This is a genomic window from Acidovorax sp. (assembly GCF_034519795.1).
Classification (GTDB): Bacteria; Pseudomonadota; Gammaproteobacteria; order Burkholderiales; family Burkholderiaceae_C; genus Acidovorax.
In genome coordinates, this window is sequence record NZ_JAXHOB010000020.1 from 973000 (window position 1) to 995131 (window position 22132).

General features: G+C 66.6%; 14 protein-coding genes and 3 pseudogenes. 8 read left to right on the top strand and 9 right to left on the bottom strand.

The features are described 5' to 3' along the window. Positions 1-36 precede the first annotated feature (36 nt). From U5N23_RS25740 to U5N23_RS25775, 8 genes are all read right to left on the bottom strand, one after another. Positions 37-1137, bottom strand: a complete 1101-nt coding sequence (locus U5N23_RS25740) for a glycosyltransferase (protein WP_322595527.1) — start codon at positions 1135-1137, stop codon at positions 37-39. A gap of 196 nt (positions 1138-1333) precedes the next feature. Further along, a complete protein-coding gene (locus tag U5N23_RS25745) occupies positions 1334-2722 on the bottom strand; it encodes a TolC family outer membrane protein (RefSeq protein ID WP_322595528.1) in 1389 nt (462 codons plus the stop codon). Positions 2723-2726: 4 nt separating this feature from the next. Next, the gene (locus tag U5N23_RS25750; protein WP_322595529.1) at positions 2727-4085 is read right to left on the bottom strand and encodes an HlyD family type I secretion periplasmic adaptor subunit; all 1359 of its coding nucleotides are present in this window, start codon (positions 4083-4085) and stop codon (positions 2727-2729) included. 60 nt (positions 4086-4145) lie between these two features. Then, a complete protein-coding gene (locus U5N23_RS25755; RefSeq protein ID WP_322595530.1) occupies positions 4146-5900 on the bottom strand; it encodes a type I secretion system permease/ATPase in 1755 nt (584 codons plus the stop codon). Positions 5901-5916: 16 nt separating this feature from the next. Further along, entirely contained in the window at positions 5917-7683 is a 1767-nt protein-coding gene (locus U5N23_RS25760) for a type I secretion system permease/ATPase (protein WP_322595531.1), read from the bottom strand. Continuing rightward, complete coding sequence (locus tag U5N23_RS25765; protein WP_322595532.1) at positions 7680-8282, bottom strand: hypothetical protein; 603 nt, start codon at positions 8280-8282, stop codon at positions 7680-7682. The genes U5N23_RS25760 and U5N23_RS25765 overlap by 4 nt, the downstream gene beginning before the upstream one ends. Before the next feature lie 131 nt (positions 8283-8413). Next, positions 8414-9730 carry a M12 family metallo-peptidase gene (locus U5N23_RS25770; protein WP_322595533.1) on the bottom strand — a complete coding sequence of 439 codons (1317 nt, stop codon included), beginning with the start codon at positions 9728-9730 and terminating at the stop codon, positions 8414-8416. Positions 9731-10429: 699 nt separating this feature from the next. Beyond that, complete coding sequence (locus U5N23_RS25775; RefSeq protein ID WP_322595534.1) at positions 10430-11539, bottom strand: carboxypeptidase regulatory-like domain-containing protein; 1110 nt, start codon at positions 11537-11539, stop codon at positions 10430-10432. A gap of 312 nt (positions 11540-11851) precedes the next feature. Between U5N23_RS25775 and U5N23_RS25780 the strand changes: the two genes are divergently transcribed. From U5N23_RS25780 to U5N23_RS25790, 3 genes are read left to right on the top strand one after another with little or no spacing between them, the layout of a single operon-like run. Then, positions 11852-12580, top strand: coding sequence for a TetR/AcrR family transcriptional regulator (locus tag U5N23_RS25780; RefSeq protein WP_322595535.1), 729 nt, complete (start codon positions 11852-11854; stop codon positions 12578-12580). Between the two features lie 3 nt (positions 12581-12583). Beyond that, positions 12584-13495: an SDR family oxidoreductase gene (locus tag U5N23_RS25785; RefSeq protein WP_322595536.1), complete on the top strand. Its 912-nt coding sequence runs from the start codon at positions 12584-12586 to the stop codon at positions 13493-13495. Beyond that, positions 13492-15105 (top strand): acyl-CoA carboxylase subunit beta, encoded by a 1614-nt coding sequence (locus tag U5N23_RS25790; RefSeq protein WP_322595537.1) that lies wholly within the window; start codon positions 13492-13494, stop codon positions 15103-15105. The genes U5N23_RS25785 and U5N23_RS25790 overlap by 4 nt, the downstream gene beginning before the upstream one ends. Positions 15106-15141: 36 nt before the next feature. Here U5N23_RS25790 and U5N23_RS25795 read toward each other — a convergent pair. Then, positions 15142-16415, bottom strand: a pseudogene (locus tag U5N23_RS25795) (transposase); the annotation flags it as partial. Between the two features lie 100 nt (positions 16416-16515). Between U5N23_RS25795 and U5N23_RS25800 the strand changes: the two are divergent. From U5N23_RS25800 to U5N23_RS33190, 5 genes and pseudogenes are all read left to right on the top strand, one after another. After that, positions 16516-17679: pseudogene (locus U5N23_RS25800) on the top strand (acyl-CoA dehydrogenase family protein); the annotation flags it as partial. Positions 17680-17830: 151 nt separating this feature from the next. Next, complete coding sequence (locus U5N23_RS25805) at positions 17831-18265, top strand: enoyl-CoA hydratase-related protein (RefSeq protein WP_322595538.1); 435 nt, start codon at positions 17831-17833, stop codon at positions 18263-18265. A 356-nt stretch (positions 18266-18621) separates the two neighbouring features. Further along, the gene (locus U5N23_RS25810) at positions 18622-20085 is read left to right on the top strand and encodes an acetyl-CoA carboxylase biotin carboxylase subunit (RefSeq protein ID WP_416208669.1); all 1464 of its coding nucleotides are present in this window, start codon (positions 18622-18624) and stop codon (positions 20083-20085) included. A 313-nt stretch (positions 20086-20398) separates the two neighbouring features. Next, positions 20399-20614 (top strand): acetyl-CoA carboxylase biotin carboxyl carrier protein subunit, encoded by a 216-nt coding sequence (locus U5N23_RS33185; protein WP_416208665.1) that lies wholly within the window; start codon positions 20399-20401, stop codon positions 20612-20614. Then, a pseudogene (locus tag U5N23_RS33190) lies at positions 20611-21766 on the top strand (acyl-CoA dehydrogenase family protein); the annotation flags it as partial. The gene U5N23_RS33185 and the pseudogene U5N23_RS33190, both read left to right, overlap by 4 nt. Positions 21767-22132: the final 366 nt, after the last annotated feature.

The window sequence follows — 22132 nt, forward strand, 5'->3', positions numbered from 1 at the left end:
TTCGCGGGCCGGTCTGCCAACTGGCGCCGGGGAATCTCAGCGGCGCAACCAGTCCGGTACCTTAAACCGCACGATGGCCAGGTAGGCCACGACATAGCTGATCACGAAAAGCCAGCAGAAACCCATCAGCACCAGGGTGTTGTTCCAGAACAGGATGGCCGGCACCACCGTGAGCAAGGTGAAGCCCCACAGGTAGGGCGAGGTGCGGTTGTTGCGCATGAGCACGCGGCGCGATTCGTCGTCGTGGAACACGCCGCGCACGATGCGCCGGTAGATCAGTTGGTGGAAATGCAGGGCATCGGCCACGCCGGGCGAGACGCCACGAACCGCCTTGCGGTAGATCGAAAACACCGTCTCCCAGACCGGGTAGATCAGCAGCAGCATGGGGAACCAGGGGGAGACATCGGCATTGCGCTGTACCAGGGAGATACTGGCCAGGGCAATGACGACGCCCCAGACATAGGCTCCGCCATCCCCCGCAAACAGCATGCCCCGCGGGTAGTTCCAGACCAGAAAGCCCCCTGTGGCCGCAGCCGTGGTGACCAGCAAGGCCGCCAGGGAACGGTCCCCTACCTGCAGCGCCACGTGGGCCAGGGCGAGGCAGACGATGATCGCAACCATGCCCGCCAGGCCGTTGTATCCATCGATGATATTGAAGGCGTGGGGCAGGCCCGTCACGGCCAGCACCACGATGGCCAGGCCCAGCCAGGGGCAGGCCGACAGCAGCATGTCGATCCAGGGCAGACCGATGCGGGGAACGGAAAGATCCAGCAGGAAGATGGCCAGCAGCCCCGAGGCGCCGGTCAGCGCCAGGCGGTAGCGCACAGCCAGCCGCTGGGTCATGTCCTCGGCGATGCCGCCGAGCACGGCCGGCAGCAGTACCAGCAACCAGCTGCCCACCCACCAGCCCAGCTTGAGGGAGCCGGGATCGCCCAGAAAGGACTGCAGGATGCCCAGGCCCCAGGCGCTTGCCAGGCCCAGCAGCAGGGCGGCGCCGCCCAGGCGCGGCACATCCCCCATGTGGAAGCGCTGTGGCATGCCGTTTCCATAGGCGGACGCATGCCCCCGCACCCAGCGTACGACGAACCCTGCAGCCATCGCCGCCACCAGAAAACCCACCACGGACAACCAGATCATGAGGCGCCAATCGTAACTGCAGGGCCTGTGTCGGCAAGTAACCTCATGTACCCCTGCGTGCGGCTGGTCACACAAACGGCACCAATCGACAGCAACGCGAATGCATCTCTGTTGCATTCGATTGCACGGACACCCACCCTATCCCCGCGCGCAGGCAGCGCGGCGCAACAGTGCGCGGCAGCAGCAGGTTCCCGATTCAAAGGGCCAGCCAGGCGTTGATCTCCGTCACGCTGGCAGCACGCTCGTCCCCGGCCAGGGACTGCAGGCGCAGGCGCGACGCCACATACAGGTACCGGGCCTGGGCCAGGTCGCGCAGTGCCGTGGTCTTTTGCTGCTCGGCGTTCAGCACGTCCAGCGTGGTGCGGGCGCCGGCCTTGAAGGACATCTGGTTCGATAGCACGGCCTGCTCGGCCGAGCGCACGGCCTGCTCCAGGGCGCTGATGCGCAGCACGCCTTCGGTCATGCCGCGAAATTCGCGGTGCACGCGCACACTGAGGTCCAGGCGCGTGGCCTCCAGCTGCTCGCGGGCGCGCTCGGCACTGGCAACGGCCTGGCGCACGGTGGAGTTGACGTAGCCCCCCTGGTACAGCGGCACGGTCAGTTGCAAGCCAATGGACTTGTTGTCATAGCGCGAATTGACGTTGGTCACACTGTCGCTGCTGTTGCGCGACCACTGCGCGACGGCGTCGAGCGTAGGCTTGTGCCCGGCCTTGGCCTTGTCGATCTCGAAATTCGCAGCCTCCAGGCGGGCACGCAGGGCCTTGATTTCGGGACTGGCCTGCTCGGCCCGGGCAATCCAGTCGTCCACCGAATTCGGCGCGGGGCCCGCGGGAGCGAAGCGCGCCAGATCCAGGCGCGCCAGGGTACCGAGGGGCTGGCCCGTGATGGTCTCCAGCCGGCGGCGCGTGTACTCCACGTTCTGCTGGACCTCGAGCTCCTGGGCAAAGGTCATGTCCAGGCGGGCCTGGGCTTCGTCGATGTCGGTGCGCGTACCGCTGCCGGCAGCAAAGCCCTTCTTGGCCGCATCGAGCTGGACGGTATAGGTGCTTTTCTGCGAGCTGACGAGCACCAATTGCTCTTCGGCCAGCAGCGCCTCGAAGTAGGCCTCGCCCACGCGCACCACAAGGCTCTGCTCGGCATATTCCAGCGTGGCGTCCGCATCCTGCACCACGGCCTCGGCCTGCTTGACCAGCGCACCGATGGCGGGTCGGTACAACGGCTGGCGAATCGTCAGCGCCTGGTTTCCGCTGTAGTAGCGGTTCACGGTCGTGGTGGGCTCTCCGAGAAAGTTCTGCGTCCGGCTCGTGAGATCGTTGTAGTTGCGGCCCGCGCTGAAGGACATGTTGGGCAACCGCTGGGCCTGTGCCTGCGGCAACTGCTCGCGGCTGGCATTGGCTGCGGCGCGCGAGGCGCGGATGGTCGCATCATTGGCCACCGCAGCCTCGTAGGCTTGGCGCAAGTCGATGGACCAGGCGGGCGCAGCCGCCAACAGCCCGGCCACTGCGGCGGCCAGACAGCCCAGGCGGGCCGCAGGGCTGCGGCGGTCAGCGAGCACGGGCGAATGGGCGTATTGTTGCGGGGTCATCGCGTCACTCCTCGGTCATGGACGCCGCCAGCCGCTTGGTCAGCGGATGCAGCAGGTAGGTCAGCATCGAGCGCTCACCCGTCTTGAAGATCACTTCCACGGGCATGCCGGGCTGCAACTGGCGCGCGCCCAGCTTCTTGAGGCCATCGGCCGTCACCTGGACACGGGCCAGGTAGTAGCTGACGTTGGTCTGCGGCTCGGTGAGCAGGTCTCCAGAGATGGAAACCACCTTGCCGTCCACCACCAGTTGGGGCGAATGGGCAAAGGACGAGAACCGCACGTCCACCGGCAGGTCGGAATGCACCCGGTCGATCAGGTGCGGTGCCACATGCGCCTCCAGCAGCAGCGGGGCGTCCTTGGGCACGATGTCCATGAGCTTCTGGCCTGGAGAGATCACACCGCCCACGGTCTGGATGGCAAGCGCCACCACTTGGCCAGACGCTGGCGCCTTGATCTCGGTGCGCGCCAGATCGTCGGTGACCGAATGCAGCTTTTCATTGTCGGCCAGCACCTCGCGGCTGACGTCGGCCAGGTTGGTTTCAACCTCCTTGCGGTACTCCTGCTGGCGCGACAGCGCGCGCTGGCGCAGCTCGCCGATGGCGCGGCGCGCGCGTATGGTGTTGCCCTGCAGATCGGCAATCGCGGTGCTGGAGTCGGCCACCATGCGCTCCATTTCCAGCTGTCGGTTGCGCGGCGCATAGCCCTCCTTGACCAAGCCCCGCAGATTGCCCAGTTCTTCATTGATCAGCGCCAATTGGCTCTTGCGGCTGGCGAGCATGCCGTCATAGGCCTGCAACAGCCCTTCCTGGCCCTGGATGCTCTCCTCGATGGACTGCAGGTCAGAGCGCAGCAGGCTGCGCCGTGTCATGAACAACTGCTCCTGGTTCTGCATTTGCTGGCGGATCAACGGATCCGATGCAGCCGCCTGCAAATCCGGATGGAAGCTGATGCTCGCCAGGTTGCCCTGCTCCGCCAACAGCCGCCCCTGCATGGCCCGCAGCCCCAGATAGCGCTGGCGCACGGACTCGTAGTTGGCCTTGGCCACTGCCGAGTCCAGGCGGATCAGCAACTGGCCCTCCTGTACAGAATCGCCTTCGCGGACCAGCACCTCCTTGACGATACCGCCGCTCAGGTGCTGCACTGCCTTGCGCTTGGTGTCGAGGGCCACGATGCCAGATGCAGGCACCCCTTCGTCCAGGGGTGCCAGGGATGCCCAGAGAAGGAAGCCACCGAAGCCGATGGCCAGAACCCACAGGCCCATGCGGCCAGGGCGGCCTGTATCGCCTGGCTTACCGGCAGCTGAACTGCTTGCATCCAGCGGCGCATCCGGAGTTTTGTTCAAAGGAAACAATGATTTGACCATGTCAGTACCCGACAGAAAGAGGGATCGGTAAAACAGCGAGCAGCAGAAGAAATGACGCGCTCAAGCTGGCGTTGGCTGCAGTCCACCTGCAGCGCCAGCGGGAGGAGATGGGGGCGATTGCGCAGCCGCCTGGGCGGCACGCAGCGCATTGAGCACCGCGTCGCGCGGGCCATCGGCCTGGACCACGCCGTCCTGCAAAATCAGAAGGCGGTCTGCCACGGCCAGAATGCCGGGGCGGTGGGTGATCAGGAACACCGTGCAACCGCGTGCCTTGAGCTCCTGCACGGTGCGCACCAGAGCAGCCTCGCCCACGTCATCCAGGTTGGCATTGGGCTCGTCAAGCACCACCAGCACCGGATCGCCATGCACGGCCCGGGCCAGGCCCACCCGCTGGCGCTGGCCCCCCGAGAGCAGGTTGCCGGCTTCGCCGATGGGCGTGTCGTAGCCTTTGGGAAAGCGCAGGATCATCTCGTGCAGCCCCGCAGAACGCGCGGCGGCGATGACCTTCTCGGGGTCGACCGCCCCGAACCGGGCGATATTTTCGGCAATCGAGCCCTCGAACAATTCGATGTCCTGCGGCAGATAGCCCAGGTGCGGGCCCAGTTCCATGCGGTCCCAGCCCTCGATGGGCAAGCCATCGAGCAGCACCTCGCCCGATGCATCGGGCCAGATGCCCATCAGGCAACGCGCCAGGGTGGATTTTCCCGAGCCGGAGGGGCCCAGCACCACGGTAACGGCACCCGCCTGTACCGCGGTACTGATCCCTTTGAGGATGGGCATAGGTCGGCCCGGCGCTGTAGCCACCAGGTCACGTACCGTCACGGCCCCCTGTGGCGCCACGCGAGACAAGGCGGGATCGCGTTCGGGATGGTCTCGCAATAGATCTTCCAGGCGCTCGAACGAAGCACGCGCTCCCACAAAGTTGCGCCAGGTACCCACCAGCATATCGATGGGTGCGAGGGCACGGCCCATCAGGACGTTGGCAGCGATCATGCCCCCCGGCGACAGCTGGCCATCGATCACCAGCAAGGCGCCCAATGCCAATGCCAGGGACTGCTGGGTGTAGCGAATGAACTTGCTCCAGGCGCTGATCCGATGGGTCAGCGCCTGCGCGTGCCCCCCCAGATCCAACGCCTTGTCATGGCGACTCTGCCAATGGGGTCGCAGGTTGTGCACCATACCCATCGATTCCAGCACTTCCACGTTGCGCAATTTGCTTTGCAGATAGGCGCTGGAGTCAGAATTGGCTTTGGCCGCAGCCTCCGAAGGAGCGACAGTGTGGCGATGGCCAAACCATGCGAGAGCCCCCTGTATTGCTGCAAATACCAGCGCAGCGTAGCCCAGCATAGGATGCAGGAAGAACAGCACGGCCAGATAGATGGGCGCCCATGGCAAATCGAAGAAAGCCAGCGTTCCACTGCCGCTGACGAACTGGCGCATGTTGATCAGATCGGTGAATGTGCGCGCCACGGAGGCGCCCGATTGCGTGAGCCGGGCTTCAAAACTGGCATTGAACACCCGGGCGCTAAGTATTGCATCCAGGCGCAGACCGGCCTGCACCAGCACGCGCGACCTCATCCACTCCGAAAACGCCATCACTGCAAAAAGGAACAGAGTCACCAGGGACATGGCGATCAGGGTCAGGTCACTGCGGCTGACCATCACGCGGTCGAAGATCTGCAGCATGTACATCGTCGGTGCCAGCATGAGTACGTTGGCCACCATGCTGAAGATGCCGATCACGATGAATTCCCGACGGAACTCCCACAGCGCCTCTGCGAGCTCACTGCGGTGGAAAAAACCAGTTTTCTTCATGAAATATGAACCTGTATCAGGATGCGGCGAGGGCTTGTGCCGAGGCTGGCGCAGATTGTTGCGCTTGCGCTTGCGCTTGCGCTTGGGCTTGCGCTTGCTGCGCGTTGTTCAGCGCGGCCAGCACCTCATCGCGCGGACCGAAGGCCACTTGCTGTCCATCGCGCAGTACCAGCAACTTATCGACCACAGCCAGGACGCTCACCCGGTGGGTCATGATGACGAAGGTCGTGCCCCGCCCCTTGGCGGTCAGAATGGCCTGGGCCAGCGCCGCATCGCCTTGCTCGTCCAGACTCGAGTTGGGTTCATCGAGCACCACAAATACCGGGTCGCCGTACAGAGCCCGCGCCAACCCCACCCGTTGCCGCTGGCCGCCGGACAAGCGTGCTCCGTCAGACCCGACCGGATTGTCATACCCGTGGGGCAGGGACAGGATGAACTCGTGCAGCCCCACAGTGCGCGCCGCCGCCTCCACCTTGGTCATGTCCACCTCGCCAAAACGGGCAATGTTCTCAGCCAGCGTGCCTTCAAAGAGCTCTACGCCTTGCGGCAGGTATCCGACGTGGGGACCCAGTTGCGCCTTGTTCCATGTGTGCACATCGGCACCATCCAGCCGCACCTTGCCCCCAGCCGCTGGCCACAGCCCGGTCAGCAGCCGCGCCAGTGTGGTCTTGCCCGAGGCCGAGGGCCCCACCACAGCAAGCGCCTCGCCGGGTGCCAGGGCGAAGGCCAGACCGCGCAGTATCGGAGCCTGGGTACCAGGCGAGGCGGCGAACAGCTGCTCGACCTGCAAGGCCCCGCTCGGCGCAGGCAATGACATTCCTACTGGTTGCCCTGGCAAGGCGGCCAGCAGGCCATCCAGCCGGATCCAAGCGTCTCGCACATTGACTACCGATTGCCACTGGCTCACGACCTGGACCAGCGGCGCCAGCATACGCCCCCCCAGAATGGAGGCGACGATCATCATCCCCGCACCACCATGCAGCTCGTTGCGCAGCAGAAGCCAGCAGGCCAGGCCAAGCAGCAGGGAACTCAGAACGGTTTGCACAAACTTGGAAATGGCCTGAAAGGCGCCTCCGCGATCAGACGCCAGAGACTGAAGGCGAAGAAATTCCCTCTGCTTGTGCTGCCAGCGCTGGTGCATATCACGCAGCATGCCCATGGACTCGATCACTTCGGCATTGCGCAAGGCCCCATCGGCATACTGCTGAGCGGCAATGGCGCTGCCGTTGGCCTGCATCAGCGGCGGTTTCGTGGCGCGCTCATTGAACCAGGCCACCACCACCTGGATGACACCAAATACCAACGAAGCCCAGCCCAGCCATGGGCTGATCATGAAAAGCAGCACCATCATCACCAGTGCAATGGGTGTCTCCATGGCAGCCAGGAGTGCGGGCGAGTACAGAAAATCCCGGATGGCCCGAAAGTCATTGAGCGGTTGCTGCGAGGCGCCGGGCATTCGCTTCAGGCTGGCCTCAAATATTGCGCCAAAAATGCGCCCGCTCATGATCCGGTCCAGCTCCACGCTGGCAGAGCGCATCACTTCACTGCGCGCCCACTCCAGGACCTCCATCACCATGTATGCCCCCAAAATAAGCAATGTCAGCATCACCAGGGTGGTGTGGTTGCGCGTGTTCACCACCCGGTCATACACCTCCAGCATGTAGCCCGAAGGCGCCAGAATCAACAGGCTGGAGAACACACTGAACCAGCCAGCGCGAACGAAGTAGGGCTTGAGCGTGCCTATTGCCTTGCGCAGTTCAGAAGGGGGAACGTTGGGTTTCATACAGTCTCTTGAACCATGATGTATTCGGGGATTTCGCCATCAGGCATGTCCGATTGAGCTTCCTTGCCTTCAGGCCCATCACCCAATAGGAAGGACAGCACGTACACACCGTCGGAGCGGCGCGACAGCACGATCTCGCGCAGCTTTTTTTCGTGAAAGCTCGCCTCGTCTTCCGGGCGCAGTGCCAATTCGAAGCGCATGCGGCCATCCAGGGTGAACATGGACAGTTGCCCCGCCTTGACGCTCAGCGTATGGCGGTCAAAATAAACCGGCAGGGTGTCTGCAAACTGCAGCAAGGGCAGCGGCTTGTCACCCAGGCGTGCCAGGTTGAACGGGCTGGCGGGGTGCTGGTACACCAGACGCCCTGTCCGCGAAACGGAATAGATGGCGTTGCAGACCATCTGCGAGCCCATTTCCGGGAACTGCTCGCGCAGCTGGCGGTAGGTCAGGTGGTGCAAGGCCACCCGGTTCCACACCTTCGTCTGCTGCACCACGGGCGCAATGGCATTGCACACCTTGGCAAACCCCACCTGCAAGGCATGCAGCCGCTCCACCTGGTCGGGCGTCGCGTTGAGTGGAATGCGCAGAAGGGAATTCATATAGGAAACGGAGTGTACCAGTTCCTATATGAAGTTTTATGCGTACAACGAAGGTGCCTGCCTTGCGGGAGTGACCTGAATCACAGGGAGAAGAAGACGCAGCCCTGGCACGTGCGGCCATGGGCGCCCGATCAGGCGTAGTCAAGCCCCCGCGCGCTGAGCCCCACCAGGTCGATATGGGCTGCGTTGATGTCCAGGTTGGCGACGGCCACCGTGAACGACGCACTGGTGTAGGCGCCTGATTTGATCAGGCCCGCCAGCGACTGCACCGTGGCAGCATCTGCTGGCGCCCCCACCACGTTGCCGAACAGCAGCGCCACGACCTGCTCCGGCGTCGCCGAGGCGCCCAGAACCGCATTGAGGCCCAGCTGCGCCAGCTGCAGCTGCGACGCACCCGAATCCACCACGCCCAGCACCACCCCCACGAGATCGCGGCTGGCCACCCCTGCCGGACCGACCAGCGCCCCCAGCATGCGCGCTGTCGTACCAGCTGCGCCGTCCAGGTCCAGCGCCACGGAGCGGTCCGAAAAGCGCACCCGCTCGATCTGCAGCAAAGTGTCGGTACCGTCACGCCCCGCAGTGCCATCCACCAGCTGCCAGCCGCCGTCCTTGCGGGTCAGCGAGTAGCTGCCCCGGGCCCCATGGGCCACCAGGGTGTCCACCCCAGCGGCACCGTTGAACGTTTCATTGGCCTGCGTGCTGGTGAACACATCCGGCCCCGCAGTGCCGCTGGGTTGGCTCGAAAAATTCAGCGTCGGGCCATTCGTGGAATTGAAGCCCCAGGTGCCGCCCAGCCCATCGCGGCCATAGATCCAGTCCAGGGCCAGCAGGTCGTACGCCTGGAACGTGGTCTTGTAGGGACCGGCGCGCGTGTACGACATGACGGTGTTGTTGGTGTTGTCCTGCGAGGCAGGCAATGGCCGCGAGGAATCGAACGGGTGCGCAAGCCCCAGTGCATGGCCTATCTCGTGCAGCAGCACCTCGTAGCCAACGCCGCCCGCCGCGGGCTGGTTGTTGATGCCGGCATGCTCCACGTTGTCCAGGTACACCACCGATTCCGCGTTGAGCCGGGTCAGCGTCTGGCTGCCGTTGTAGCTGTAGTTGTAGAAGGTGGATGCCAATCCAGCCGTCGATGCCCCCGGAATATTGGTGGCCACGAAATGGAGATCGGCCTGCGCAGAGCTGCCCACCTCGGTAAAGGTGATGCCGGTGACGGTGGCCGCGTACTGCAGTATCTGCCGCGTGGCCTGCTGCTGGGCCGCATTGAACGCCGTGATGGGGCGCCCCGCATCGGTCGCCGCCACGCTGCCAGGGCTGGCATCGAAGGTGTAGTACAGCACGTTGCGGCCATCGGGAAAGAAGTTCCATGGCGACGGGTTGTCCAGCAGGGCATCGGCCTGCGGGTTGCCGGAGTACACGATGCTCTGAAGATCGGAAACGGTGGCCATGGTCGGGCTTTCATTCAGGCAGCCCCACCCCTCGAAAACCCGGTCGGCCGACCAAAGGCAGGCCGCCAATCAGGGCGCACAGGAAAGGTCTGGCCGCAGGACAAACACGTTGCTGCACCACTGTATCACCGCCGTCCATGCACCGCCGATATGGAAAACCAATGGCCATCGCATTGCAGTGGGCCGCCCTTATCGCATCGCCCGAAGGGCGGGCCCCAAATGCAAGCGCCGCCGACCCGCAATGCGGGCCGGCGGCGTGGCTGGGGTTTGGTCGACTTACTTGCCTGCAGGCTTGTCGGTAGCGGCCTTGCCCTGCGGCGGGGCAGCCTTGCGAAGCAGGTTTTCCAGGTCGCTGCGCATCTTTTCTGCATCAAGACCGGATGGCGTGGGCGTAGGGGTTGGGTTCGGTGTGTTCATGCCCTTACGTTATCACCGGCGCCCCTGCCCCACCCCATTAACCCTGCAAATGTCTCTGTTAAACAGGCAGGCGTGGGCATGCACCCGGCCAACCCACAGCGCGCGCAAATATCCACCAGCCCCCCCCCGGCAATCGCATGCAGCAGCACCATTTCGCTATCAAAATAGCAGCAGCATGAAGCAAAACCTGTCGAGTGGAGCGCTACAGACTGTCACCCTTCATACCATTGCGGCGCAATGCTGCACGCCAGGGCGCCAGCGTGCAGCAGCGCCCTCACCCGCTTATTTGGCCAGGTTCCGGAACACCGAGGGGCTTTCCGCCTGACCGAGCCCGGTGCCTTCGGCGATCGGCAGTTCGCGCGCAACACTGCCCGAAGAGACATTCGCCATCACCGAATTGACCGGCGCCACGCCCACCGACCCGTCGGCCAGCACCGTCAGTTCATAGACCGTCCAGACGTTGTTGGCACCGGTATAAGGCGCCGCCGGCGGCGTGAAGGTGTAGGCCTGGCCATTGGAAAGCTCCAGCCGCACGTTGGCATTCGACGTGCCGAGGTTGCCCGAGCCCGCATAGTGGTGCACCGAATAGCGGTAGACGCCCGGGCGCAACGCGCCACCCGTGCTGGCCGTAGGTGGGCAGGTCACCGTTTCCGGGCCGTAGGAGGAGATGTCGTCCACGTCCAGGGCGCACATGTCACCCGCATTCTTGGCAGCGAAGTACACATGCCAGCGATCGGTCCCATTGGCCGTGGGGCCCGTCAGGTGCGAATCCAGGTCGCGCGGGTTCTCGCCCCAGGTCAGTATGGTGCGGAACTGGCCGGCCGCCAGGCCGCCGGCACTGCCACTGGCGGGCGACAGGGCCACCGCCACCTGGTTGGGGGCAGCGCAGTTGAGCAGCACCGTCTGGTTGGCGGGCGAGTAGTTGGGTGCCGTCGTGGTCACCGTGAAGAAGCCCTGCGCCAGCCCCGCGAACGAGGCCACGCCCTGGGCATTGGTGGTGGCCGAGCGCGTGCCCAGCGTCACCGACGCATTGGCCAGGGGCTGGTTCGCGCCGCGCAACGCATCGAACACCGTCACCTGGGCCGTGGCGCACTGCACCGAGCCCGACCCGCCGGTCTGCTGCAGACCCACCGGCACCAGGTGCAAGGTGGCAGGGTCGAAGCGGAACAGGATGTTGTAGTTGGACTCCACCGTGGTCGTGGTGCCCGGCTGCTGCGGGTTGGCCACCGGCACCAGGAGGCGCAGGTTTTCCAGCAGCACGTCCGTCTGGTTGACGCCCGCGCCGCGGGTGCCGGAGAAATCGATGACCTGCGCTTGCGCGCCCAGCGCCAGGGCGGCGGACGCAGTGACGATGGCGCCACGTGCCCAGCGGGCAATGCCGTAAGTGTTCATGAAACCTGCCTCTCTTTGAATGGAACGCGAAGCGTAGGGGATATGCCTTGCCCTACCCCTGGCCCACCAAATCAGCAAAGACAGCTTTTAGGGTCATTAAACCAACGAAGCAAACAGAACGATGCAAATCCTGCATTTCATCTTCGCTCGGCTGTTTCAACTTGATGGGTGGATCAACGATTGGGAACAAATTTGCGGCACCCAGCCGTTTCGATTGGCCTCAACCATCAGGGCACCAGCTTGCCAGAGCGTGCTCTATTTTTACAAAGCACTTGCTTGCTAAAAATAAAGTGTTTTGCTATCGTGCAGTGCATGGAATCCCCCGCGACCCGGCGCAAACGCTCCCCTGCCCCCAAGCCCCCTGAAGCCCCATCCACGCCCATTGCCCGCACCCGCAAGGCCCCGGCCGCTGCAGCCGACGAACCCCGGCGCCCCCGGGGCCGCCCGCGCAAGACGGCCGAAGAGGTCGATGACGGCAACCGCCGCCGCAAGCTCATGGACGGCGCTGCCCGGCTGTTTCTGACCAAGGGGTTTGCGGCCACCACCACGCGCGACATTGCGGCGGCAGCAGGCATGCACAGCGGCTCGCCCTTCTACCATTTCGAGAGCAAGGGGGCGTTGCTCCATGCGGTCATGAACGAAGGCATGGTCATGGCCCTGCAGAGCCAGCAGCAGGCAATGGCCGCCCTGCCAGCGGGTGCCACGCCGCATGAGCAGCTGCGGGTGCTGATTCGCCACCATTTCGAGATATTGCTCGGCCCGCGCAGTGGCTTCATCCCGGTGATGCTGTACGAATGGCGTTCCCTGACGCCCGCGCAGCGCAAGGGGATCGCCCGCGTCAAGGACGCCTACGAGGCCGCCTGGATGCCCACGCTCGAAGCCCTGTCACGGCAGGGCGCACTGCAGGCCACCCCGGGCGTGGCCCGCCTGTTTCTTTTCGGCGCACTGAACTGGGCCGTGCAGTGGTTTGCCCCCAAGGGTGGCAAGTCGCTGGACGAGCTGACCGGCGAGGCGCTCGCACTGTTCATACGGGAGGCCTGAGCCATGTACCAGAGCGTGTTCGCACCCGGCCTGTTCGCGGGGCGGGTGGTGATCGTCACCGGCGGCGGGTCGGGCATAGGCCGCTGCACGGCGCACGAACTGGCGCGGCTGGGTGCGCAGGTGGTGCTGGTCGGGCGCAAGGCCGACAAACTCCAGGCCGTGCAGACCGAGATCACGGCGGACGGCGGGCTGGCCTCCTGGCATGCCTGCGATATCCGCTCCGAGGAGGCCGTGGCCATCGTGGTGCAGCAGGCCCTGGCCGAGCATGGCCGCATCGACGCGCTGGTGAACAACGCGGGCGGCCAGTTCATGGCGCCGCTGGCCAGCATCTCCGCCAAGGGTTGGGAGGCGGTGCTGAACACCAACCTCACTGGCGGCTTTTTGATGGCGCGCGAGTGCCACCGGCAGTGGATGCAGGCCCAGGGCGGCAGCATCGTCAACATCGTGGCCGACATGTGGGGCTCCATGCCGGGCATGGGCCACAGCGGCGCGGCGCGTGCCGGCATGGTCAGCTTCACCGAAACCGCTGCGCTCGAATGGGCCGGCAGCGGCGTGCGCGTGAATGCCGTGGCACCCGGCTACATCGCATCGAGCGGCATGGACAACTACCCGCCCGCTGCCGCCGACATGCTGCGCGCCATGCGCCACACCGTGCCACTGGGGCGCTTCGGCACCGAGGCCGAGGTCTCGGCAGCCATCGTCTTTTTGCTGAGCCCTGCAGCCAGCTTCATCAGCGGGACCACACTGCGCGTCGATGGCGCACGGCCCCAGGCGCGCCTGGGCTGGCCCATGCAGGTACCTGGCGAAGCCACGCAGCAGCGGCCCGCTGTCAAGCCATTCGAGGGCTTTCACCGCGCGCAGGTGCCGCGCGTGTTTGCGGCGCAGCCGCAGCAGCCGCCGGAGACAGCGCCATGACCGTCTTCGCCTCGCGCTTCAATGCCTTGGCGCCCGACGCGCAGCGGCGGCGCAGCGCCCAACTGGCGCGCCTGGAAGCCCTGCGGGCACTCGAAGACCGCGCTGCGGCCGCCTCGGCCCGCTCCCTGCCGCAGTTCGACAAGCGCGGCCAGTTGCTGCCGCGCCAGCGCGTGGCCCTGCTGCTCGATGCCGGCTCGCCCTGGCTGCCCCTGGCCACGCTGGCGGGCTATCTGCAGGACACGAAAGACCCGGCCCAATCCGTTCCTGGCGGCGGCATCCTCGCTGGTATCGGCATGGTGTCGGGCGTGCGCTGCATGGTGGTGGCCAGCGACTCGGGCATCGAGGCCGGCGCCATCCAGCCCATGGGGCTGGAGAAGATATTGCGCGTGCAGGAGATCGCGCTGCACAACCGCCTGCCCTTTGTGCATCTGGTGGAGAGCGCGGGCGCCAATCTCATGCGCTACCGGGTCGAGGGTTTTGTGCATGGCGGCAGCCTGTTTCGCAACCTGGCGCGGCTCTCGGCAGCCGGCATTCCGGTGATCACCGTGCAGCATGGCTCGGGCACGGCGGGCGGCGCCTACATGCCAGGCCTGTCGGACGTGGTGATCATGGTGCAGGGGCGCTCGCGCGCCTTCTTGGCCGGGCCGCCGTTGCTCAAGGCCGCCACGGGAGAGATCGCCACCGAAGAGGAACTGGGCGGTGCCGAGATGCACACCAGTATCTCGGGCCTGGGCGAGTACCTGGCACTGGATGACCGCGAGGCCATTGGCATGGCCCGCGCCATCGTCGAGGCATCGGGATGGGCGCCCCCCCGTTCAACGTCCACCGCCCCAGCTCCGACGCTGGGCGCAGATGACCTGCTGGCCCTGATGCCCGACGACCTGCGCCAGCCCGTGGACATGCGCGAGGTGATCGCGCGCCTCGCCGATGGCTCCGAGCTGCTCGAATTCAAGGCGCGCTACGGCATGGCGACGGTGTGCGCGCAGGCGCGCATCGATGGCCGCCCCGTGGGCTTCATCACCAACAACGGCCCCATCGATGTGGCGGGGGCCAACAAGGCGGCGCACTTCATCCAGTGGATGTGCCAGCTGGGCCACCCCATCGTCTACCTGCAGAACACCACCGGCTACATGGTGGGCAAGGACAGCGAGCAGGGCGGCATGATCAAGCACGGCAGCAAGATGATCCAGGCCGTGGCCAACGCCACGGTGCCGCAGATCACCATCCAGTGCGGCGCCAGCTTTGGCGCGGGCAACTACGGCATGTGCGGGCGCGGCTATGCGCCGCGCTTCCTGTTCAGCTGGCCCGGCGCCAAGACGGCCGTGATGGGCGGCGAGCAGGCCGCGCGCACCATGCAGATCGTGACCGAGGCGGCGCTGGCGCGCAAAGGCATCACGCCCGACCCGACCGAGTCGCAGGCCCAGTTCGACAAGATCGTGGCCATGTTCGAAGCCCAGGCCGATGCCTTCTACACCAGCGGCCTGCTGCTTGACGACGGCGTGATCGACCCGCGCGACACGCGCGCCGTGCTGGCCCTGTGCCTGGCCACCTGCGCCGATGCACAGGCGCGCCAGCTACACCCCATGCAGTTCGGGGTTGCCCGCATGTAGACGCGCTTTCCCTTCCTCTTGCACTGGTGGGCCCCACGCTGCTCGCAGCACGTGCATGCGCTTGATGTTCCAAGCCATGGTCACCAGTTCCATTCGCCTTGCGCCTTGTCCAGCCCGCGCATGCTCTCTGGGCCAGCCCATCCGCTTGATGATCCCAAACGGGCTCGACGTCTGCTTGCGAATTGTACAGCGCCTTGCCCGCCTGTGTTGACAGCCGGTGAACCATGCGGCCGGGATCGTCGGTCTGTGGGGCTGGGGGTCTGGGGCAAATCGCTCCATCACCGGCTGGTGATGAGACTCCCGTTTGATGGCCAGCAGCGGCTCGATGCCGCTGGCGCAGGCCAGACGTTGGCCTGGCTGAAGAAGCCGTTGTCGGCGATGAGGTCTGCACCTGGCCCACCCTCGGGCAGGCCTTGATCGCTCGAGCGTGGGCACGACTTCGCGCTTGTCGTTGCAGGCCTGGTCGTGCGCTGTGATCACCATCATCGTGTCGTGTCCACGCCGCTTGGCGTTGTAGCTTTGCTCGAAGCCCCGCCAGAGACGGGCATGATGCGCGACTCTTCGTCCGTAGGTTGACCTGATCGGTGTCCTTGGGGCCAGCGGGGCGGCTGGGGCTCCTGCCACGCGGCTCTTGCCCGCCTCGCGCTGGGCCTGGCGCTTGGTGGTTTGGCCAACGCCTGCGCTCGGCTGTGGCGCTCGGCCGCGCGCTGCTCGATCTGGCCTTGGCCTGCGCGAGGCGCTAGGCGGTCTGCGCCGGGCTATCTCGGCGGGCACGTCCATGCCGTCGGGCACCGCCGGGCGTCGCTGCTCTCGGCCAGCGCCAGCAGGGTCTGCACCTCCTGGCGCAGCTGCGCTTCGATCTTGTTGGCGTGCGCCCACGACAGCGCCTTGTGCTTGCTGGCGTTGGCCTCGATCTTGGTGCCGTCCAGCGCGATGTGCCCGAGCTTGAGCAGCTTCATCTCGCGCGCCAGCACCAGCACCTGCACGAACAGCTCCTCGACTGCTTGAGAAAGCGCCGGCGAACGTGGCCAGCGTGTCGTGGTCGGGTGCGTGTTGGCCGCCACGAAGCCGAAACGCCACCGAGTCATAGGTCGCCCGCTCGATCTTGCGGTGGATGCCGCCGCTGGCGTAGCCGTAACAGCAAGCCAGAAGACCGAGGGGATGCGCCGCCGGCCGCGTCCGCCGTTGGCGGGAGGCGCTCACTGCTCGATGACCTCCACACGGCGCAGGTGATTGGCCGGAACACCGCACGGAGGGTGGAGAGGAAGGAGGTCTGGCGGTAACGGTGACGAAGGGTAGGCGGGTGATATTTAAGGAGTCCACTGATTGTCACGCGGTGGCTGGGGAAGGAGGGAAAGCCCGACAGGCTCCAGGGAGGGGACCCCACACAAAAATCAACGGAGACACACCATGCAGTTCACGCACGAGCACCGCGAGATCCAGAAGACCCTCAAGCGCTTCATTGACGAGGAGATCAACCCCCATGTGGACGAGTGGGAGGCGGCCGAGATCTTCCCCGCGCACGAGGTCTTCAAGAAGATGGGCCAACTCGGCCTGCTGGGCCTGTGCAAGCCCGAGGAATACGGTGGCTCGGGCCTGGACTACTCCTACTCCGTGGCCATGGCCGAGACACTGGGCCATGTGCATTGCGGTGGCGTGCCCATGGCCATTGGCGTGCAGACGGACATGTGTACGCCGGCCCTCGCGCGACATGGCAGCGAGGAGCTCAAGCGAGACTTCCTGGCCCCGGCCATCGCGGGCGACACAGTGGGCTGCATCGGTGTGAGCGAGCCCGCTGCCGGCAGCGACGTGTCGGGCATCAAGACCACGGCGCGCAAGGATGGCGACGACTACGTGATCAGCGGCCAGAAGATGTGGATCACCAACAGCCTGCAGGCCGACTGGATGTGCATGCTGGTCAACACCGGCGAAGGCCCCGTGCACCGCAACAAGAGCCTGGTGATGGTGCCCCTGCGCGACGGCCCCGGCGGCCAGCTCACCAAGGGCGTAGAGGTGGCGCAGAAGATCCGCAAGATCGGCATGCACAGCAGCGACACGGGCCTGCTCTACTTCGACGAGGTGCGCGTGCCGCAGCGCTACCGCATTGGCGCCGAGGGCCAGGGCTTCATCTACCAGATGCAGCAGTTCCAGGAAGAGCGGCTGTGGTGCGCTTCGAGCACGCTGGAGGCACTGAACAACTGCATTGGCTGGACGATAGAGTGGGCGCAGGAGCGCAAGCTCTTTGGCGGTGCGCTGGCCGACCAGCAGTGGGTGCAGTTCAAGCTGGCCGAGCTCAAGACCGAGGTCGAGGCGCTGCGCGCGCTGACCTACCGCGCCTGCGAACTCTACGTGGGCGGGCAAGACGTGCTGGAACTGGCCTCCATGGCCAAGCTCAAGGCTGGCCGCCTGAACCGCGAGGTGCCCGACACCTGCCTGCAGTTCTGGGGCGGCATGGGCTTCACCCTGGAGAACAAGGTCTCGCGCATGTTCCGCGACGGGCGCCTGGCTTCCATCGGCGGCGGGGCCGACGAGGTGATGCTGGGCATCCTGGCCAAGACCATGGGCATTGCCAAAGGGCTCGGGAGAAACAGCCGCCATCCACTGACGACAGGCCTGCGCATGCACGATACCCCTGCTGATCGACCGCGCGCCGCTGGGTGCCGACCTGTTCTGCGAGACCTGGACCCTCAACGACCCGGCCAGCCGCAATGCGCTGACCGATGCCATGGTGGACGCCCTGCTCGGCGCCTGCACGCGCGCCCAGAGCGATGGCGCGCTGCGTGGTGTGGTGTTGCGCGGCGCGGGTGGGCACTTCTGCGCGGGCGGCAGCCTGGGCGGCTTTGCCAAGGCCATCGGCCAGCCGCTCGATGCGGGCGTGCCCGACCCGCTGGTGCCGCTGAATCGCCGCTTCGGCGCATTGCTGCAGGCGCTGTGCGGCCTGCCCCAGTGGCTGGTGGTTGCGGCGGAAGGCGCGGCCATGGGCGGCGGCCTGGGCCTGGCCTGCTGCGGCGACCTGGTGCTGGCCGATGCCGACGCCCAGTTCGGCGCACCCGAGGTCACGCTGGGGCTGGCTGCCCGCGCAGATTGCGCCGTCTTGGTGGGGCGAGGCCTTGGCGACGCGGCGGCCCGGCGTTCTTGCTCAGCGGTGCGCGCTGGTTAGTGGCCGCGCAGGCACAGGCCGCCGGTCTGGTGAACGCCGTAGTGGTCGACGGCGCGATGGACGAAGCCGTGCAGGCCCAACGCTTGCTTGCGGGCTACCGCGCCCCAGCCGGGCGCGGTTGCCGCCACCAAACACCTGCTGCTGCAGGTGCAAAGCGCGCCCCCGCTGCCCGCCCTGCTCGACGATGCCGCCCACCTGTTTGCGCCGCGCTGCGCGGGGCCGGAAGGCGCCGCAGGGCCTGCGCGCCTTCGGCCCGCAAGGCACCCGCCCTGGGAAGAGCGCTGTGGCATGAAAAAATAACTCATTGCCAATCGGGGAGAGATCGCCCGGGCGCCTCCTGCACACCGGCACACGCCATGGGCATCTCCACCGTGGCCGTGTACTCCGACCCCGATGCCCTGGCCCTGCACGTGCGCGAGGCCACCCAGGCCGTTTGGGCACTGGGCGGCAGCGCCAGTGCCGACAGCTACCTGCGCATCGACAAGCTGCTGGCGGCAGCACGCGCCACGGGTGCCGATGCGGTGCACCCGGGCTATGGCTTTCTGAGCGAGAACGCCGAGTTTGCGCAGGCCGTGGTGGATGCTGGCCTTACCTGGATCGGCCCGCCGCCCGCAGCCATCCGCGCACTGGGCAGCAAGGCCGGCGCCAAGGCGCTGGCCCAGGCCCAGGGCGTGCCCTGCCTGCCGGGCTATGCGGGCAGCGACCAAAGCGAGGAGCGCTTTGGAGCAGAGGCTGAGCGCATCGGCTTTCCGCTGATGGTGAAGGCCGTGGCCGGCGGCGGCGGGCGCGGCATGCGGCTGGTGGCCGATGCATCGCATTTGACCGCCGCATTGGTCAGTGCCCGCTCCGAAGCGCTGGCGGGCTTTGGCAATGGCGACCTGCTGATCGAACGCGCCCTGCTCAGCCCGCGGCATGTGGAAGTGCAGGTGTTTGCCGATGCGCACGGCCACTGCATCCACCTGGGCGAGCGCGATTGCTCGGTGCAACGGCGCCACCAGAAGCTCATCGAGGAATCGCCGAGCCCGGCGGTGGACGCTGCGTTGCGCGAGCGCATGGGCGCCTGCGCCGTGGCGCTGGCCCAGGCGGCGGGGTACGTGGGTGCCGGCACCGTGGAGTTCCTGCTCGATGAAGAGAACCCTGGTCAGCCCGGCAATTTCTACCTGATGGAGATGAACACCCGCCTGCAGGTGGAGCATCCGGTGACCGAAGCACTCACCGGGCTGGATCTGGTGGAGTGGCAGATCCGCGTGGCACGCGGCGAGCCCCTGCCCCTTAGGCAGGACCAGGTGGCCTTGCAGGGCCATGCCATCGAAGTGCGGCTGTGCGCGGAAGACGCCCACTTCACGCCACACACCGGGCGCGTGCTGCACTTCGCCGCGCCGTCGGCCACCTCTTTCGAACGTGCGCTCCTGGGCGGGTTGCGCTTTGACCATGCGCTGGAGGAAGGTACCGAGGTCACGCCCCACTACGACGCCATGCTGGGCAAGCTCATCGTGCATGCGGCCACGCGCGGCGACGCCATCGATGCGCTGGTGCGCGCGCTGACCGGCACCACACTGCTCGGCCTGCCGAGCAACCGCGCTTTTCTGGCGGCCTGCCTGGGCCATCCACAGTTCCGCGCAGGCCAGGCGCGCGTGCCCTTTCTCGCGCACGATCGCTGCACTGCGCGCCGCACTGCAGCCCAGGGGCCCGACGCCCAGGTGGCGGCCGTGTTCGCTGCCCTGCGCCATGGCGGCACCGGCCCCTGCCCTGCCCAGCCCCGTGCGCAGCCTGCGCTGGCGCACGCCAGGCGGCGCCATCCTGGCGCTGGCCGTGCGTGAAAGCCGGCGCCGGCACGGGTGCGGGTGCAGCTCGACGCGCTCACGCACGAAGCTTCCAGGTGCACACCCTGGGTGCCGGGGCGCGCGGCGCAATGCGCCCTATGGTGGGGCTGGCAAGGCCCAGGCCGGGTATAGGCCCAGGGCGGTGTGCCGCGCTGGCATTGGCAGCTCGGCGGCGGGGGTGGCTCGCTGGTAGCCGGAGAAGTGTGGCTGGACGCCTGAGGAACGCCTCGTGCGGCGGCCGCCGGCCGGCAGCGGCCGGCGGTGCCCGCGAGCTGCGCGCCCCCTTCAACGGGCAGGCTGCTGGCCGTGCATGCCCCTGTCTGCCGGCGAGGCCCTGCAGGCGGGCGCCACGGTGGTGGTGCTCGAATCCATGAAGCTGGAGCACAGCCCGGCCTGCCCTGCCGCCGCCACGGTGGCCGAGCTGCTGGTGGTCGTGGGCCAGCAGGTGTCGCCCGGCCAGGTGCTGGCCCGCTTTTGCGGCCAGCACCCCAGGAGGGATGACCCACGCTTGCCCCAGCGGCTGTGACCGACGAGGACCGTGGCGCCCTCACCGACACGGTACGCCGCTTTGCCCGTACCGGGCATCGCGCCCCATGTGGACGCCTGGGACGCGGCGGGTGAATTCCCGCGCACGCTGTACGCGCCGCGCGGCCGGCTTGCCTGGGCCTGCTGGGCCTGGGCTACCCCGAGCAGTACGGCGGCACGCCTGCCGCCGTGGGCGCTGCGCCTCTGCCGCTGTGGCAGGCCCTGGGCCGCTACGGCACCAGCGGCGGTGTGCTGGCCAGCCTGCTGTCGCACAACATTGGATTGCCCCCCGTGTTGGCGCATGGCACGCTATGCGGTGCAGCAAGCCGAGGTGATCCCGCCCGTGCTGGCGGGCGAGCGGATTGCGGCCCTGGCTATCACCGAACCCGGCGGCGGATCCGACGTGGCGCAGCTGGCGACCACCGCGCGGCGCGAGGGCGACGAGTATGTGATCAACGGCGAGAAGGTGTTCATCACCTCGGGCATGCGCGCCGACTGGATCACCGTGGCCGTGCGCACGGGCGAGGCTGGCAGCCGGGGCAGTGGCGGCCTGTCGATGTTGCTGGTGCCCGGCGACAGTGCGGGCCTGTCGCGCAGCGCACTGGCCAAGATGGGCTGGCTGTGCTCGGACACGGCGCACCTGCGCTTTGACGGTGCGCGTTCCCGCTCGCTACCGCCTGGGGGCCGAGGGCGATGGCTTCCGGATCATCATGGGCAACTTCAATGCCGAGCGCTTTGGCTTGGCCGCATCGGCCCTGGGCTTTGCCGAGGCCTGCTACGACGAGGCTTTGGCCTGGGCGCGCCAGCGCAAGACCTTTGGCGCACCGCTGGTGGCGCACCAGGTGATACGCCACAAGCTGGTGGACATGCAGATGCGCATCCCCAGCACCCGGCCTGGCTGGACGCGGTCGGCGCGCAGGCCGATGCAGGCCACACGGGGGGGGGGGGGGCGCCGAGTGGGTGGCCCAGGTCTGCCTGCTCAAGAACCACGCCACGCAGACCATGCACTTCGGCGGACCCCGCCGTGCAGTTTTTGGGTGGCATGGGCTACATGCGCGGCACCGTGAGCGAACGCATCTACCGCGAAGTGAAGGTCATGATGATCGGCGGCGGTGCCGAGGAGATCATGAAGGACCTGGCGGCCCGGCAACTTGGGCTCTGGAAGTACGCCCTGCTCGGGCGAGCAGGGCCATGGCGGGCAGGCTGGGCAGATGCCCGCGGCGCGTCAGCGAACGGCGTTGGCCTGACCGGCGGCTTGCGCGTTGACGGTGCGGCTGGTCGGGTAGGTGCCGGGGTGCAGGTCTTCAGCTTCTCGCTCACTTCGCCCTGGGCCACCACGTTGCCGGTGCGAAGCGCTTCGGCCAGTTCGGCCTGCACTTCGGTGCGGCTTTTGCCCGCTTGGGCGATCGGGGCGGCGTAGCGCGCTCGGGGTACACCACCAGCAGGCGCCCCGACTCGTCGTGGGCCGACAGGTTGCCGGTGTGGATCGCTTCGGCCAGCTCGGCCTTCACTTGTTCGC